This is a genomic window from Neobacillus sp. 114 (assembly GCF_030127045.1).
Lineage (GTDB): Bacteria > Bacillota > Bacilli > Bacillales > Cytobacillaceae > Neobacillus > Neobacillus rhizophilus.
In genome coordinates, this window is sequence record NZ_CP126144.1 from 2,827,631 (window position 1) to 2,844,239 (window position 16,609).

Here is a 16,609-nt window from a genome sequence, read left to right on the forward strand (position 1 = left end):
AGGTGGCGTCGGCCTTGACAACTAAAACCGATATGATTTTTCAAGAAATAATCAGCAATTCTTCCACCTTACAGGGGGAAACCCCATTAAGGAAAACCATCTTTTCCAAGCTGAAAGAATTAAATCATAAGCTAATTGTGCTAGATGATGACCCAACTGGAGTCCAGACAGTCCATGATGTTTCCGTTATCACAGATTGGGATAAACGCTGGATTCGTAAAGGCCTCGAGGAGGATACACAAGTTCTCTATATTTTAACGAATACGAGAAGCTATGAGCCGGAAAAAGCCGCCAGAATCAATACAGAAATTATTGAAAACTTAGCGGTGGTGTCAAAGGAATTGAATGTATCCTTCACGATCATCAGCCGAAGTGACTCAACTTTACGCGGCCATTATCCATTAGAAATTTCCGTTTTGGAAAAAGCACTGACCGAAAAGCTGGACTGGAGCATTGATGGGCACCTTATCATACCGGCCTTTTTCGAAGGGAATCGATATACAGTCGATAATACTCATTATCTTTTGGTCAATCAAAATCTGGTTCCGGTGAACAATACAGAATTCGCCAAGGATGCAGTATTTGGCTACTCAACCGCTTTTCTGCCAGATTATGTGCAGGAGAAATCGGAAGGACTGTTTACTTCGGACCAAGTATTATCCATTTCTATTGAAGATATACGCTGCGGCGGTGTCGATCAAGTTTTTTCAATTTTAGATAAAGCTTCCGGGAATGTGCCAATTGTTGTGAACGCCATCAATTATCAGGATTTGGATGTTGTTTCCCTGGCACTGTTAAAGGCTATTGAAGGAGGGAAGCACTTCCTGTTTAGGACCGCCGCCTCCTTAGTAAAGTCATTAGGTGGGTTTTCCCATAAACCATATCTTGAAGCAAAGGAAATGGCTCGAGGATCTGACGGTAAGAATTTTGGTGGATTACTGGTAGTCGGCTCCCATACGAAATTGACCACAGAGCAGCTTTCCGACTTAGTTTCGGAGGTTCATATAAGACCAATTGAATTGAATGTGGAAATGATTTTAGAAAAGAACCAAAGACAAGGCGAAATGGAAAGGGCCGCCAAACTACTAGAAGCCTCCATTAAAAATGGTGACAATACAGTACTCTACACAAGCAGAACTGTCATCAAAGCGGTAAGCAAGGAGGAGAATTTACAGTATAGTCAAATCATCTCCCAAGCTCTAGTAGAATTAGTCCACTCCTTAACTGTAAAACCAAAATTCATTATGGCAAAAGGAGGAATCACCTCCAGTGATATTGCTACGAGCGGTTTAGGAATCAAGAAGGCTAAAATACTCGGCCAGGCGGCTGCAGGGGTTCCTGTTTTACTCACAGGAGAAGAAGCGAGAATTAAAAATACAACTTATATTGTGTTTCCAGGGAATGTAGGTCAGAAAAACACGATTACGGAAATATTTAAAAAAATAGATAGTGAACTGGGGGATTAACATGGCAAAGCAAAAAATGACCGCTGCTGAAGCAATTGCAGCTTATCTAGTTCGAAAAGGCGTGGATCAATTATATGGTGTACCAGGGGCTGCGATTCTTCCATTGTATGATGCGATTCGTGAGAAGACAAACATAAAATCTTATGTTGTCCGTCACGAGCAAACCGCAGCGTTTATGGCAGACGGCTATTCACGGGCAACTGGCAAGGTTGGTGTATGTGCGGCCACTTCTGGTCCTGGGGGAACAAACTTCCTGACTGGACTATATGGAGCATGGATGGATTCCATCCCAATGATTGCATTTACAGGCCAGCAAAAATCTACACTTATTGGAACAATGCAGTTCCAGGAAGCGCCAATTTGTGAAATGGCGAAGCCGGTCTGTAAAGCAGTCTACCAATTAACAGACGGCAAAGATGCAGCAAAAATGATTCATGAAGCATGGACCACTGCAACAACCGGAAGAAAGGGTCCGGTCTTAATTGACCTTCCTATCAATACGCAAAAGGTTGAACTTGAAGTGGATTGGGATGAGTTTGTGGATGAGCCAGAGGTACTGCCTTCTGCATCTAAGGAGGAACTCTATGAAGTTCTAAACCTATTAAAGGATGCGAAAAAACCTGTTCTTATTTCCGGAGGTGGAGTAAACCTTGCAAATGCCACGGAAGAGCTAAAGGAACTGGCAGAAACATTGCAAATCCCTGTGGTTACAACTGGTATGGGGATGGATACTTTCCCGAACGATCATCCGCTGTTTGCCGGAAGAATGGGTACAATGCTAGATACACCATACGGAAATATGACCATCTTAAATTCGGATCTGATCATTAATCTAGGCGGCCGTTTTGCAGACCGCAGCACCGGCGCAGTGGATATTTTTAAGCGCGATGCAAAAATTATCCACATTAACCTGGATCCTAAAGAACTTGGCAAAACCGTACAGACGGAGCTTGGAATCGTTTCCGATGTGAAATCCTTCATGGCGGGCTTAACTGAGGTTTATAAATCCTTGGATGTGGGCATCGCGGCAGCGGTTGAACCAGGCATTAAGAAGCTTGATTTAACCGAGGAGAGAAAGAAGTATGCCCGTAAACAAGATTATGATACACTTCCGATTCGACCGGAACGCGCCCTGAAAGAGCTTCGCGAATTCTTAGACCGTGATGCTTTTGCATCGCATGACTGCGGAATCAGCCAAATTTGGTCCTGTCAGTTGTTTGAAACTTATGTTCCACGCAGTTATTTATTAACAGGCGGTGCAGGTACGATGGGCTGGGGATTAGGGGCTGCTATGGCAGCGAAGCTTGCCTTCCCAGAGCGTCAAAGCGTCAATATTCTAGGCGACGGAAGTCTTGGAATGTCCCTGCAGGATCTTGCCACTGCCGCTAAACATGATATTCCCGTAATCGTATTCGTTATGAATAATTCATTACTTGGATTGATTCGCCAGCAACAAAATTGGTTTTATGATGAGCGCGATATCTCTACAGACCTGATTTACAAAAATGAACTCTGCGATAATGAAGAGCGCGGTATTGATTTTGTGAAAACCGCTGCCGGAATGGGCGTCCGCGGGGAACTTGTTACCCACTATGATGACATTAAACCAGCATTGCAGCGAGCGGTGGACAGCGGCAAACCATACCTGATTGAAGTGGTTGTCGACCCAACGGCAGTTTGCGGGTTCTCCAATAACGGTAGTTTAACTGGCTTTGAATATTCTAACAAATAATCAATCTAATAAAAAGGGAAAAAAGAGCAGTGGACTCTTTTTTCCTTTGTGGAAGGGGGAAGTTCCGGATTTATTCCGGTATTGCATATGAAAACAGATCTTCAACATTTTATGCAGGTTGGTATTGTTCACTTTATGGCCTATCCAGAAGCCATGAAGGGTGAGGGGGAAATTTCAGAAACAGTTAGGAAAATCGTCACGGATGACTTTTTTTCAGGGATTGAAGTAACAAGGGTCAATGATCCTGCAGAAAGACAAAAGGTTTCCTCCCTGCTGCAATCCGGGCGGATGGCAGTTGGTTTTGGTGCCCAGCCAATCCTTCTTAGCAATAAAGGCGACTTAAACTCGTTTGATCCGGAAAAACGGAAGGCGGCGATTGATCTTGTAAAAGCCGGAATCGACCAAGCCTATGAGTTGAATGCTGCGAAATTAGGTTTCTTAAGCGGTCCTAAACCGGATCAGGATGTGGATAGAGCCCTCCAATTGCTTACTGATTCGATAATTGAATTATCCCAGTATGCTAGACAGAAGGGTAATCTAGTACTCTCATTAGAAACCTTTGATGATGAAACCGATAAAAAATGCCTAATTGGACCAAATCATTTGGCGGTTGAAATTGCGAAGGAAGTAAGAAAAGTAGACCCAAGCTTTGGCTTAATGCTGGATTTGAGCCATCTTCCGATGCAGCGGGAAACCTCAAAGGATGCCTTAACCATTGCTCGTGATTATATTAATCACGCTCATATCGGTAATTGCTATATTAAGGATAAAAATGATCCTGCCTATGGTGACCAGCATCCGCGATTCGGCTACCCGGGAAGTGAGAATGACGTCGAGGAATTAACGGAATATTTAAGAATGCTATTAGAAATAGGCTATATCGGGGAAGGGTCAAGAAATGTTGTAGCATTTGAGGTAAAACCGGTTAGAAATGAGGATTCCGATGCGATTATCGCACAGTCTAAGAGAACCTTAATCCAAGCATGGGCAAGGCTCTAAATCTATCAATTTTATTAGGAATGATTCCTCTCCCGTATTCATACATTTTCGGGAGAGGATGAAATAGAAAAGTTCTTTAATAAGAACTTTTCTAAATTTATATTAAAAGACGGGAGGAATTAATGGGTTAACAAAGAATTTATATTAATGGCAGCGTTTTCACTATGCGGACCTTGGTTTAGAGAGGAAGGGTATTAGTCAATTATGCTATTATATGATCTAATTATCCGTAATGGAATGGTTGTTGGTCCTGAGGAAAGTTTTACAGGTGAAATAGGGATCAAGAATGGAAAAATAATTAAAATAACAAGAGATATTCCGATAGAAGGGAAAGCTAAAGAGGAAATAGATGCAAGCGGTCTTCACATTTTTCCTGGATTAATCGACACTCATGTCCATTTTAATGAACCGGGAAGAACGGACTGGGAGGGCATCTTGACCGGAAGTAAAAGTCTTGCGGCGGGAGGAGTGACAACATATTTTGATATGCCATTGAACAGCAACCCTCCAACAATTGATGCTTACGGTTTCCGATTAAAGCAGGAGCAAGCGATTAAGAAATCTGTCACAGATTTCCGGCTTTGGGGAGGCCTCGTCCCGGAAAATGTCCAATTGCTCGAGGAACTAATTCAAACCGGTGTAATTGGATTTAAAGCCTTTATGTCACCAAGCGGAATTGACGAATTTCATCATTCGGATGATGCCACGCTAATGGCAGGAATGGGTGAAATCGCAAGACTTGGGTCGATCTTGGCTGTCCATGCAGAAAGCACTGTTATGACGGAGGTACTAGCTGCCGGTAAAATTAAAGAAGGAAAGTTTTCGGCCCTGGATTACTGTGAATCCCGTCCGATTATATCGGAAATGGAGGCTGTCAGAAGGCTGTTATCCTATGCTGAATTGACCGGATGCAAGGTCCACATTGTTCATGCAAGCAGCAGTAAAGTTGTTGAATTAATAACAGAAGCGAAGAAAAAGGGAATTGATGTAACCGTTGAAACATGCCCGCATTATTTATCACTTACTAGTGATGATTTCGCGAGGCTGGGACCAATTGCAAAATGCGCACCGCCATTAAGAAGCTCAGAAGAAGTAGAGGAATTATGGAAAGTGTTTGCGAACGGTGAGATTGATGTAATTGGCTCTGACCATTCTCCTGCCCCGCCGGAAATGAAGAGTTCGAAAGACGGTAATATGTTTGCAGCATGGGGGGGAATAAGTGGTGCGCAGACTAGTTTATCCGTTCTATTGGAAGAAGGATATTGCAAAAGAAACATATCCTTGCAAAAGATTGCAGCCGCCATGTCCACCAACCCTGCGAAACGATTTGGCCTCTACCCGCAAAAAGGGGCAGTAGCCGAGGGAAGCGATGCCGATTTGGCATTGATTAGTTTAAATGAATCCTTTACGTTGAAAGCAGATGACCTTTTTTACCGCCATACCCATTCTCCTTATATTGGAAAAACGTTTAGGGGGAAAAATAGAATCACCATCGTAAAAGGATCCATTGTTTATCGAAATGGAGAAATATTGCCACAAGAAAACACTGAAACCATCCCACAATAGAACTAGCTTCTATATAGACACATTCATCCCTGTATGAAGAAAATTATCTGAATATTAACTATATTCGGAATAGGCGTTGTTTTGCCGAACCACTCAAACTCTTCATGAATGAACAGAAGCGGCTCCACCACCAATAAACTTTTTGGAATTTGGGAGGAATATAGATGGAAAGATTAGGAACAGGGAAAACGCTGGCATTAGGATTCCAGCATATTGCCGTTATGTATGGCGGTGCAGTGGCAGTACCAATTATTGTGGCTGGTGCATTAGGTCTGACGCAGGCACAACTTGTATATCTAATTTCATTTGACTTATTGGCATGTGGTATTGCAACATTGCTCCAGGTTATGGGCGGAAAGCATATCGGGATCAAATTGCCGGCTCTTATGGCAGTTTCCTTCATAAATGTTGAACCGGCCATTGCGATAGGGAAAATTCATGGGATAACGGGGGTTTTTGGGGCCGTTATTGTCGCAGGACTGCTCGTGGCCCTGTGTGCCCCGTTCATAGGGAGACTGGTAAGGTTTTTCCCTCCAATCGTATCTGGTTCGGTTATTCTAATCATCGGTATTTCGTTGATGCCAGTAGCGATGAACAATGCTGCAGGCGGGGCAGGCTCTAAAACGTTTGGTGATCCGAAGCACTTGCTGATAGCACTTTTTACGTTATTATGCTTTTTATTATTCAACACCATGTTTAAGGGATTTATTAAAGTTATCTCAATTCTTTTAGCGATGGTAATCGGTACGATTGTAGCAAGCTTTTTCGGAATGGTTAATTTTAACGTCTTTTTAGAAGCAAAATGGTTTAATGTGCCTCAGCCATTTTATTTCGGTGTACCAACATTCGATATTTCTTCAATCATTACGATGACCATTATCACCTTTATTATTGCAATTGAAAGTATTGGTGTATTTTTCGCGCTTGGTGATATCACAGGAAGAGACATTAAATCAGATGATATTAAACGGGGATTGCGTGCTGAAGGTCTTGGAGGATTTATCAGCGGATTCCTCAATTCCTTTAACCATTCGACCTTCTCACAAAACGTCGGTCTTGTTCTTTTGACAAAGGTAACCAATTTAAGAGTATTGACTGCAGCTGGCGGTATCCTGATTGTGCTGGGGCTTGTGCCAAAGGTTGGTGCTTTAACAACGATGATTCCTCCAGCTGTGCTTGGAGGGGCCATGGTTCCAATGTTTGGGATGTTGATTTCCGCGGCGCTGAAAATTATTGCGAAGGAAGATTTGGCATCTCCAGCTAATCAACTCATCGTTGCTGTAGGCGTGGGAATTGGCTTAGCGATTAAAGGGGTCCCTGGTGCTTTCGTAGATTTACCGAGTACTGCCCGCTTACTGTTAGGAAACGGGGTAGTAATGGGTTCACTTGTCCTGGTTGTCTTGAACATGATTTTAAATGGTACATCATCGAAGGCAAGTCATGCTGGTCATGGAATTGAAAATGCAGAAATGGCTGCTGCAAAAGAGTCCCATTAAAACTATTCTTTGAATGGAGGCGTTGAGCAATGGCATTTACGGTATCTGATATTTTAAAGACAAGGCTGATTCCCGGCTGTCGTGTAGTGGCAGGGGGTCGTGGGTTAAACCGCAACATTCGTTCTGTCAGTATCATGGATGAGCCAGATACCTCTTGGTTAAAACAGGGCGATTTGCTCCTGACAACCGGTTATGTCTTTAAAGATCATCAAGCGACTCAAATAAAATTGCTCAATGACCTCGCCAAACGTAACTGTGCGGGCTTGGCCATTAAAGTAAAACGTTATTTGACGGAAATTCCCGCTTGCATGCTTGAGGAGGCAGATCGCTTAGGTCTGCCTTTGATCGAGCTCCCCTATGAAAATGTCTTGTCTGATTCTCTTTTATCCATTACAAGAGAGATTCTTGAAGATGAACAACGGCAATCATGTGATAAGGATGAAGCTTTTAAAATACTGCTGACGGGAGAAAAAACGGATGAAGAGAAGGTACGTTCGATTGCTGATGAGCTTAAGATAAGGCATGATAACCACTTTGTCCTTTTATATTTAAGTGGTGTGGAACAGAAGATGGTTCACTCTGTTTTTTCCCAACTAGTCAGTGCGGCGGAAAAGAAGGCAAATGCTAGATTAATCAGTATTCCCTTTCCACAGGCATTGGCGGTGCTGGTATCGGTAACGGCGCTTAAGTCACATGAGTTAGCGAATCTTGCGAGAAAAACAGCCAGTTTCTTGGCGAATCAAATACATATAAAATTTCCTAAACACCAGGTCCAGATAGGGGTTGGTTTACCTTGTGCCGGGCTGGGGACGGTTGGACGAAGCTATAAGGAGGCATTAGAGGCCATCTCGTTAGGGAAAAAACTTTCAAAGGAAGTAAAGGATACTGTTTTTGAATATAGGAACTATGCACCTGAGGGATTATTGCAGCAATTACCGGAAGATTCCTTGAAAAATTATTTTCATAGTATGCTGGAATCTCTTTCTGAGTATGATCAGGAAAACGGATCCAATATGCTGTTTACTTTAGAAGCCTATTTGGAATGCGGCGGGAAACTGTTAGACACGGCCAATCGCCTTTTTGTCCACAGAAACACCGTAAAATTTAGGATTGTGCGGATTGAGGAATTGCTGGAATTGGATTTAACAGATAATCAGGTTCAATTCCGCCTGTTGCTGGCGATTCGAATAGCCAGAATGCTGGGAATGCTGCCGGGTTATTCGGAATCGCAGTTAAGGTCAACTCAATATTAATTTTAAAGTAAAGGGCCCTGATTGATCGGGCCCTTTTTAATATGTGTGCCAGGCATGACAACTATCTAGGTGGTGAAAGTCCACTGTGGGGGTACACATCGACCAACCACTAAGGAAACGCAAGGCGCTTACCGTGAGGTAGGGGCTGGAGGAAGCGTGGAATAAAATCTTGGCTCGACGAACAGAAATCTGATACCAAGGCTTTATAAAAGGATAAGGCTCCATATCAAGTCAAAGTCCAAAAGATGTGCGTAACTTTATAGAGTAAATCAGGCGAGTAAAAGAGGAAAGATAGTTGTCTTACCCTGGGAGGTCTTGCGGATGTACAGAAATACAGTCGAAAAAGGTTAGCCGCAAGAAGTCAGCAGAAGCCATAGTAATGAATGAAAATTCATGAAGGGCTGAACAATTTATAGTGTTTCAACACCACGAATGCGTGAGTGACGTACTCCGAATGTGTTAATGGCGAAAGTATGAGCGTATCTCAAAGGATAACCAAAAGGGAGCTATCACTTACTACGTGAGAGGGAAGGAGAAACGAGTGTGGAACTTTTAGAACAGATTCTAAGTAATAAAAATATGAATGAAGCCTACTTACGTGTCTATAAAAATAAAGGTGCAAGTGGGGTCGATGGAGTAACGGTCGATGAATTAAAGCAATATCTGAAAGAGAATAAGGATGAGCTGCGTCAGCGTATCAGAACAAGAAAATACCAACCACAAGCTGCCTTAAGAGTGGAAATCCCAAAAGAAAATGGAAAGATGCGCAAATTGGGAATACCAACAGTAGTGGATAGAGTAGTTCAGCAAGCCATTCATCAAGTTCTCAGTCCGATATTTGAAGAGCAGTTCAGTGAATTCAGTTACGGCTTTAGACCAAAAAGAAGTTGTGAAATGGCGATTATAAAAAGCTTGGAAATTCTGAATGATGGACACGATTGGGTAGTAGACATTGACCTTGAAAGATTCTTCGATACAGTCCACCACGATAAACTTATGCGAATCATATCTAACACAATAAATGATGGAGAGGTCATATCACTAATAAGAAAATACCTTGTCAGTGGGGTTATGGTGAATGGGAAATATGAAGAAACACCAATTGGGACTCCGCAAGGAGGCAACCTAAGTCCGCTCTTAAGTAATATTATGTTAAATGAATTCGATAAGGAATTAGAAAGTAGAGGACTACGATTCGTGAGATATGCGGATGATGCCCTCATCTTTATGAAGAGTGAAAAAGCAGCGAATAGAGTGATGAAATCAATCGTGAAATTTATAGAAGAAAAATTAGGGTTGATAGTCAATGTCGAAAAGAGTAAAATCTCTCGCCCAAAAGAATTGAAATTCTTAGGATTTGGGTATTACTACGATTTCACAAACAAGAGATACCAAGCGAAACCTCACCCAACTTCAGTACAGAAATTTCAAAGGAAGCTTCGACAACTGACAAAGCGAAACTGGAGTGTTCCGCTAGACTACCGAATATTGAAACTGAAACAAGTCATGTTCGGGTGGGTAAATTACTTTAGAATCGCAAATATGAAAAAATTAACAAGTCGAATTGATAAGAAACTACGCTCAAGAATAAGAGTAATCATCTGGAAACAATGGAAAGTATCGGCAAAACAAATCAAGTCGCTAATTCAACTAGGAATACCCGAAGAAGAAGCGAAAGGATTAACGTTCTGCCGGAAAGGATACCGGTACATCGGGTTATCAAAAGTTGTCCAAAGAGCAATCTCAAACAAAAGACTAAAGCAGAGGGGAGTACCCTCTGCTCTAGAACGTTACCTAAAAGTACACACTGTAATATAAATTGAAACGCCGTATACGCGAACCGTACGTACGGTGTTGTGAGAGGGGCGAAAATAGTCAACCTATTTTCCCTCTACTCGATTTATTTAAATGAAACATTGTTATAGCTAATTGTAATTTGAAATTTGTTTTACCGTTGTTAAGGTCCATACCGAGGAGTTCTTTTATTTTGCTGATTCGCTGGTGGATGGTGTTTCGATGAACGCCGATTGTTTGTGCGGCCTCCGTTGTCTTTGCGCCGCAATTAAGATAGACTTCTAAGGTATTTAATAATTCCGAATGATTTTCTTGATCGTGAGAAATTAATGGTGATAAAAATGCAGAATAGTAGTCTTTTAGAATTTCTTTAGGAATATGCTTCAGAACGGAATTGGTTGAAAAATCAGGACTTTCATTAACGGCTATGTTTTGAAGGTTGGTTTCCGTATTCGTTTGTGGTGTTAGTAATTCACGCAGTACTGTTTGGATTAGGTCGGCAATCGATAATTCGTTAGGGATTCGGAAAATGGGAAATGCTAGCTTGTTTGCTGCCAAGATCATATCTTGAGGCAGGGAGTTTGGAAAGTGAGCTGTTTTTATTCCTAATCCGGCACAATTTCTTTCAGCCAAATCATACACTAAACTAATTAATGCTTGTTCATTATTTAAAAAAATATACCCCGTCGTTAAAACTAAGTCCCCCGTCTTTAACCATCTCATCACATCAGGTGCATCAAAACTATTTACTGATATAATGGTCCGGCCTAGACCTTGTGTACCAGCTATCATTTCACATTGGTGAAGTGGTGGAATTGTTAATGCTTCTGCTAAAGCCAGCTTCAATGATGTCGTTCCCTCCTTTTTTGGTTGTTTAATAGTAGTTTACCTTATGATGTGCTTAGTGCACAATTCGTTTAATTTACTTGTTTTTGGGGATGGTTTTTAACCCAGTGTGCACAGAGCACACTTTATTGGCGTGAAATTTGTCACTTGTGGCTAATGACCTTCCCTATTAATGAAGGTAAAATAAAGTTAATCCAAGAGGTGAGAGAGTAATTTGCACCGGCCATTTTGGAAGGTGTTATGGAGAAGAAAGGAAGGAATCAAAATGACTATGGAGCTCGAAACGCTTAATAGTTTAGATCAGCCGGCGTTCACAGAAGTTCTTGGCTGGGTATTTGAACATTCGCCATGGGTGGCCGAACGGACCTGGGTGAACCGTCCATTCCAGTCTGTCGCTGATCTTCACCAAGCGATGGTGGAAACGGTGAAGGAATCAACAATGGAAAAAAAGCTCGCTTTGTTAAGGGCCCATCCTGATCTGGCGGCACGGGTTCAAATGGCCGATGCCTCTGTCAAGGAACAGGCAAGTGCCGGCCTAAATCAGCTCACTAAAGAAGAACACGAAGAATTTTTATCCCTCAACAACGCATACACATCAAAATTTCAATTCCCCTTCATCATGGCAATAAAAGGACAAACGAAAGAAACGATTCGAGGCAATATGAAGGAACGGGTGAATAACGATCCGGCAGAGGAACTGCAGGAAGCACTTACCCAGATTTATAAAATCGCCTTCTTCCGCCTAGAGGATTTTATCATCAAGTAAAAGACCTGACGACTTAAAGTTTGTATCATTTTTGGTTCCTATATCTTGAAACGCAGGAGCAGCACTTCGGCGATTCAGGGTTGAAATAAAAAAATTTTAGGGAGGAATTTAAATGAGTTCACAAGAGAGAGTTTGCTATTATGGTAAAGGTGATGTTTTTGTTTTCCGGACGTACCAAACCCCGCTAGAAGGAATCAAGACTATTCCGGAGTCGAATTTTACCGGCCGCAACAATGTTATTTTTGGAATGAATGCCAAAATTGCCCTTGAGGGAGACTTCCTTCACTCTTTCACAAAAGCTGATAACAGCTGTGTTGTCGCTACGGATTCCATGAAAAATTTCATTCTTCGTCAAGCAGCGCAGTATCATGGACCAACCTTTGAAGGATTTTTAAAATTTGTTTGTAACCGCTTCCTTGATACGTATCCACACATTACATCCGTAGAAATCACCGCAGATGAAGTTCCTTTTGAAACAGTCCAAGTGGCAGGACAAAATGGACTGGAGGCCAGCCCGTTAGTATATCGTCACTCCAGAAATGAATTAATTACAACAACTGTCAAAGTTGCGCGGACTGAACAAGGTAATCAGCTTGTAAAGCAAGAGAGCGGCATTAAAAATCTTCACCTAATTAAGGTAACCGGCAGCTCCTTCTATGGCTTCATCCAAGATGAATACACAACTCTTCCAGAAGCTAAGGACCGTCCGCTTTATATCTATCTTGATATTTTCTACCGCTATAATGATAAAGAGGATGCTGTTTCTGATAATCCTGCTGTTTATGTACCTGCTGAACAAGTCCGTGATATTGCAGCATCTGTCTTCCATGAAGCTGAAACATTATCAATCCAAGATTTAATTTATCGAGTCGGCTGTCGTGTATTACAGCGTTTCCCACAGCTTGCTGAAGTTCAATTTTTATCAAATAACCGTACGTGGGAAACAATTGTGGAGATTCCGGATTCAGAGGGTGCGGTGTTCACAGAACCAAGACCTCCATACGGCTTCCAGGGATTTGTCGTTAACCGCCAAGATCTTGTAAATGAAGGCTTAGAATTTCCGACAGAAAGTGTAGAAGCATGAGTGGAAAATTAACCACACACGTCCTTGATATATCCAAGGGCCTTCCAGCAAAAAATTTAAAAGTAGAACTTTGGCGGTTAGGACCCGAGCGGTCACTTTTAAAGACAGTTGCTACAAACAGCGATGGCAGGGTGGATGCCCCGTTGCTTGCCGAAGGTAATGTAGAATCAGGAGAATATGAATTAGTCTTTTATGTAGCGGATTATTTTCGGGAACAATGTGTAGGAGATGGTGAAACGCCTTTTTTAGATAAAGTTCCAATCAGGTTTGGAATTGCTGACACGAATTCCCATTATCATGTTCCACTGTTGGTGGCACCTGGCGGATATAGCACATATCGTGGCAGTTGATTTAAAGATAAATGTGTAGTGTGTTAAAGGGGGAGAACAAGAAATGATTCAAGAACAGACTCGGACGGCAACATTAGCGGGTAATCCTGTAACCTTGCTGGGGCCAGAAATTAAAGTGGGCGATCAAGCACCTGACTTTACGGTTTTGGCAAATGACCGCTCGACAGTTACTCTTGCTGATTCATATGGAAAGGTCCGGCTGATTAGTGTGGTACCTTCACTTGATACGGGAGTTTGCGACCAGCAGACGAGGCGCTTTAATGAAGCAGTGTCTGAATTGGGCGATAATGTTGTGGTACTGACCATCAGCGCCGATCTTCCGTTTGCCCAAAGCAGATGGTGCGGGGCTGCCGGTATCAGCGGCGTCCAGACATTGTCTGACCATTTTGAAATGTCATTCAGTACAGCTTATGGAACGTATATAAAGGAACTTCGTTTAAACAGCCGCGCTGTTTTCGTGGTAAATGCTGAAAACATTGTTACGTATGTCGAGTATCTTTCCGAAGTGACAAACCATCCGAATTATGAAGCTGCTTTGGAAGCGGCAAAGGCAGCGGCAAAATAAAAATATGGGACCCAAAAAAAGCAATGGATTATTCCGTTGCTTTTTTTGTGGGTCTCCATTTAAAAAGATTTTACTATGAGCATATTCTATTCCCGCGGTTTGTCTCATATCGCGTAAGCGCATACATTTAACAACTTATCTCATTAAACAATTCCCGGTTTTATTATATACATATATAAATAGTAAAAAACCATTTTTTGCAGCCGTCCAATTTTTAACAATTTCGTTAAAAATATTCGTGACTATCACACTAGTTTATTAAAAAATGATAACAATTCTGTAAAAATCTACTTTTTCGACAAAATCTTCGAATTGGACATTTTATAATGGCAGTGGAAGGTGACGAACTTGTTATTAGCTTAGAGATTGGGGGAGCTTTTAATGGAACATCTTCTTAACGAAACTGTTCAGGAAAAAAGACAATTTCTAATTGAAGAGCTAATTAAATTAGGTATCTTTAAAATCAATGAAAAACATCTATATGAATGGTCCATAAGTGAATTAGAAAAGGAATTCGAGGATATTGAAAAAGAATACTTGGGAATAACCGTTACATAAAAGCCGGTGGAGAATGATTTTCATAAAAAAATGCAAAATAAGAGGGTGAACATTACAATCAAATGGAGGTATTTTCATGTCCAAGAAAAAACAATCCCCCTCGCCGCAGGTAGACCAAAAGAAATTGCTTGACGATAAAGTCAAGCAAGAGCTAATAATTTTGAAGATGACCATGTCCGCAGAGTAACGCAAAACGGAGCAGATGGACAATAAAAACCGAAGGGGCCTTTACGGCTCCTTCGGTTTTATACAGAATCGATTCGATACTGATGCTTAAATTGATAAATCATTAGCTCTGATATAGCGGAATAACCGTTCGAATTAGGATGCACACCATCCGGCGATAAATTTTCCGGTCTTTCCCCATTTATTACCTTAGTGGTTTCAATCACAAGAGATGGGGAATATTGATTGGCAGTTTCATATAGTTTAAGGTTCCATTTCGGCAGCAATTGATCTGCAAGAGGATACAGTTTGTCAGACGGTGATAACGGATTATATAATTCCAAAAATACAATGGTGGCATCAGGATTCACCGATTTTACCCTTGATGCGATGTCAGATAAGTTTTTTGTAAAAGAGGTTTGTAGCTCACCAAACGATTGAAATACATTTTGCAGGTTCTGACCCTTAGCAGCCCTCAGTACATCATTTCCGCCGACATTAATGGTAATGATGTCGGCTTTCTTCATTTCTTCATCAAACCGACCTTCGAGAACCAATTCCCTTAACTCGCCGCTCGTAATCCCGTTAACACCTTCATTTTGAAATTGAATGTTCTTCTTAATCTGGCTGCCTAGCTTGTTCGAAAATTGATTGACAAGATCTTCATTTTGCTCTGCACCTACACCGCGAATGACAGAGTCGCCAATTGCCAGGTGGTAAATTTCATCTTTTTTCATGTTTCGAAAATAATCAAGATAAGAGATTTTATGGACATTTGCACTAACTTCCACAGTCTGTTTTTTTATTTTCTGAATTTGATATTTTGGGTAATAAATCCAGGCTGATACACCAAGACCAATAAGTAAGACAAAAATTACAAGGAATTTAATCAGTTTCATTGGTACCACTCCTTAATTCTCCTATTATAACAGGCAAATTCCAAGAAGAAATTAGTGGATGATTTCCAATGAACTTGGGATAAAATAATCATAAATAAGCTATGTTTGGTGTGGTACTGTTGAAATTCTACTTCATTTATGAGGCAACCATTTTATTAATTACAAGTATCGTTATATTAAGATTTGTCGGGAAAAAATCAGTTGCGAGGATGACCAATTTGGAGTCGGTTGTCATTTTGGCAACCGGGACCACCATGGGGCATGCCATTAAGGAAAATAAATTTTATCAAGTAATCATCATTCTGATTTTCTTCGGTATATTTTTATTTATTTTTCAAAAGCTGCAGATGAAATCGAGTTTCATTGAACGTTATGCAATTGGCGAAGCGACCTTGGTCATTAATGATGGAAAAATCATAATGGAAAGTTTAAAAAAACTCCGTATTACCCAAGGGCAATTAGAAATGCGGATGCGACAAAAAGGAATTTCTTATGTTTCGGATGTAAAAATCGGTACGATTGAAACGGATGGTGAATTCGGATTTGAACTAATGCCGCATGCACAACCGCTGACACAGGAAGCATTAATGAAAATAATGGGGAAAGGTCAGACAGAAACCTCATCGAAAAGTGAAAACATTTTCGATAAGGTCGTGGAAAATAATAAATGAATAGGAAAACCCAACTAATATACCCTGTATATATTTATAGAAAAAGCAAAAACTACCCTTTGGAAGGGTGGTGCGAAATTTGCGCAAAGAGAACGAATATGTCCCACAGGAATTGCTAAATGACTTAGAGGGAAAGAAAACGAATAAAGCTCACGATGAAAATGGGGCAATAACAGCTGACAACGACATTCAAGCGGAGAGTGCCATCATTATTGGCGGTGGTGATCCGAATCTTTCTCCAGATGCCGGAAAGCCGCTAATATAAGAAAACAACCTCAATGGTTGTTTTTATTTTTGGCCGTACATAGATTCATAATAATCTTTTGCTTCTTTGTTGGTAAAAAAGTGTATATGAATCACTCATTATAGCCAAAGTAAAAGCATTGAACGGAAAATCAT

General features: G+C 41.2%; 16 protein-coding genes. 14 read left to right on the top strand and 2 right to left on the bottom strand.

The features are described 5' to 3' along the window. The first annotated feature begins 14 nt into the window (after window positions 1-14). From QNN06_RS13850 to ltrA, 7 genes are all read left to right on the top strand, one after another. Window positions 15-1,466, top strand: a complete 1,452-nt coding sequence (locus QNN06_RS13850; RefSeq protein ID WP_284037740.1) for a four-carbon acid sugar kinase family protein — start codon at window positions 15-17, stop codon at window positions 1,464-1,466. A gap of 1 nt (window position 1,467) precedes the next feature. Further along, a complete protein-coding gene (locus QNN06_RS13855; RefSeq protein ID WP_217036573.1) occupies window positions 1,468-3,198 on the top strand; it encodes a thiamine pyrophosphate-binding protein in 1,731 nt (576 codons plus the stop codon). 87 nt (window positions 3,199-3,285) lie between these two features. Then, a complete protein-coding gene (locus QNN06_RS13860) occupies window positions 3,286-4,197 on the top strand; it encodes a sugar phosphate isomerase/epimerase family protein (RefSeq protein WP_213115807.1) in 912 nt (303 codons plus the stop codon). Between the two features lie 204 nt (window positions 4,198-4,401). Then, window positions 4,402-5,763, top strand: a complete 1,362-nt coding sequence (locus QNN06_RS13865; protein ID WP_213115806.1) for an allantoinase — start codon at window positions 4,402-4,404, stop codon at window positions 5,761-5,763. Between the two features lie 164 nt (window positions 5,764-5,927). Further along, window positions 5,928-7,259: a nucleobase:cation symporter-2 family protein gene (locus QNN06_RS13870; RefSeq protein WP_213115805.1), complete on the top strand. Its 1,332-nt coding sequence runs from the start codon at window positions 5,928-5,930 to the stop codon at window positions 7,257-7,259. A gap of 29 nt (window positions 7,260-7,288) precedes the next feature. Continuing rightward, entirely contained in the window at window positions 7,289-8,512 is a 1,224-nt protein-coding gene (locus QNN06_RS13875) for a PucR family transcriptional regulator (protein WP_284037741.1), read from the top strand. A 543-nt stretch (window positions 8,513-9,055) separates the two neighbouring features. After that, a complete protein-coding gene (ltrA, locus tag QNN06_RS13880) occupies window positions 9,056-10,330 on the top strand; it encodes a group II intron reverse transcriptase/maturase (RefSeq protein ID WP_213115803.1) in 1,275 nt (424 codons plus the stop codon). Between the two features lie 57 nt (window positions 10,331-10,387). Here the strand turns inward: ltrA and QNN06_RS13885 are convergent, their stop codons facing one another. Beyond that, window positions 10,388-11,152 carry a PucR family transcriptional regulator gene (locus tag QNN06_RS13885; RefSeq protein ID WP_213115802.1) on the bottom strand — a complete coding sequence of 255 codons (765 nt, stop codon included), beginning with the start codon at window positions 11,150-11,152 and terminating at the stop codon, window positions 10,388-10,390. A gap of 265 nt (window positions 11,153-11,417) precedes the next feature. On the opposite strand from QNN06_RS13885, the gene uraD reads away from it, so the two are divergent. The 5 genes from uraD (at window position 11,418) to QNN06_RS13910 (ending at window position 14,475) form a co-directional block, all read left to right on the top strand. Next, on the top strand, window positions 11,418-11,918 hold the full coding sequence (uraD, locus tag QNN06_RS13890) for a 2-oxo-4-hydroxy-4-carboxy-5-ureidoimidazoline decarboxylase (RefSeq protein WP_249366394.1): 501 nt from the start codon (window positions 11,418-11,420) through the stop codon (window positions 11,916-11,918). 112 nt (window positions 11,919-12,030) lie between these two features. Then, window positions 12,031-13,002: a factor-independent urate hydroxylase gene (gene pucL, locus QNN06_RS13895; RefSeq protein ID WP_213115801.1), complete on the top strand. Its 972-nt coding sequence runs from the start codon at window positions 12,031-12,033 to the stop codon at window positions 13,000-13,002. Next, on the top strand, window positions 12,999-13,352 hold the full coding sequence (uraH, locus tag QNN06_RS13900; protein WP_213115800.1) for a hydroxyisourate hydrolase: 354 nt from the start codon (window positions 12,999-13,001) through the stop codon (window positions 13,350-13,352). The genes pucL and uraH overlap by 4 nt, the downstream gene beginning before the upstream one ends. A 43-nt stretch (window positions 13,353-13,395) precedes the next feature. Beyond that, window positions 13,396-13,917, top strand: a complete 522-nt coding sequence (tpx, locus tag QNN06_RS13905) for a thiol peroxidase (protein ID WP_284037742.1) — start codon at window positions 13,396-13,398, stop codon at window positions 13,915-13,917. A gap of 381 nt (window positions 13,918-14,298) precedes the next feature. Continuing rightward, window positions 14,299-14,475, top strand: coding sequence for a Fur-regulated basic protein FbpA (locus QNN06_RS13910; protein ID WP_217036569.1), 177 nt, complete (start codon window positions 14,299-14,301; stop codon window positions 14,473-14,475). Between the two features lie 245 nt (window positions 14,476-14,720). Here the strand turns inward: QNN06_RS13910 and QNN06_RS13915 are convergent, their stop codons facing one another. Then, entirely contained in the window at window positions 14,721-15,539 is an 819-nt protein-coding gene (locus tag QNN06_RS13915) for a GDSL-type esterase/lipase family protein (RefSeq protein ID WP_213115798.1), read from the bottom strand. Between the two features lie 119 nt (window positions 15,540-15,658). Here QNN06_RS13915 and QNN06_RS13920 point away from each other — a divergent pair, with 119 nt between their 5' ends. Together QNN06_RS13920 and QNN06_RS13925 are read left to right on the top strand one after the other, a co-directional pair. Then, window positions 15,659-16,210: a DUF421 domain-containing protein gene (locus QNN06_RS13920; RefSeq protein WP_213115797.1), complete on the top strand. Its 552-nt coding sequence runs from the start codon at window positions 15,659-15,661 to the stop codon at window positions 16,208-16,210. 79 nt (window positions 16,211-16,289) lie between these two features. Further along, entirely contained in the window at window positions 16,290-16,475 is a 186-nt protein-coding gene (locus QNN06_RS13925; protein WP_213115796.1) for a hypothetical protein, read from the top strand. Window positions 16,476-16,609 lie beyond the last annotated feature (134 nt).

Bases quoted from the DNA above. Each gene is read 5' to 3' on its own strand.
- QNN06_RS13870 (WP_213115805.1), top strand. From the start codon at position 5,928: ATGGAAAGATTAGGAACAGGGAAAACGCTGGCATTAGGATTCCAGCAT.
- uraD (WP_249366394.1), top strand. From the start codon at position 11,418: ATGACTATGGAGCTCGAAACGCTTAATAGTTTAGATCAGCCGGCGTTC.
- QNN06_RS13855 (WP_217036573.1), top strand. From the start codon at position 1,468: ATGGCAAAGCAAAAAATGACCGCTGCTGAAGCAATTGCAGCTTATCTA.
- uraH (WP_213115800.1), top strand. From the start codon at position 12,999: ATGAGTGGAAAATTAACCACACACGTCCTTGATATATCCAAGGGCCTT.
- QNN06_RS13875 (WP_284037741.1), top strand. From the start codon at position 7,289: ATGGCATTTACGGTATCTGATATTTTAAAGACAAGGCTGATTCCCGGC.
- QNN06_RS13910 (WP_217036569.1), top strand. From the start codon at position 14,299: ATGGAACATCTTCTTAACGAAACTGTTCAGGAAAAAAGACAATTTCTA.
- pucL (WP_213115801.1), top strand. From the start codon at position 12,031: ATGAGTTCACAAGAGAGAGTTTGCTATTATGGTAAAGGTGATGTTTTT.
- QNN06_RS13865 (WP_213115806.1), top strand. From the start codon at position 4,402: ATGCTATTATATGATCTAATTATCCGTAATGGAATGGTTGTTGGTCCT.
- tpx (WP_284037742.1), top strand. From the start codon at position 13,396: ATGATTCAAGAACAGACTCGGACGGCAACATTAGCGGGTAATCCTGTA.
- QNN06_RS13860 (WP_213115807.1), top strand. From the start codon at position 3,286: ATGAAAACAGATCTTCAACATTTTATGCAGGTTGGTATTGTTCACTTT.
- QNN06_RS13915 (WP_213115798.1), bottom strand. From the start codon at position 15,539: ATGAAACTGATTAAATTCCTTGTAATTTTTGTCTTACTTATTGGTCTT.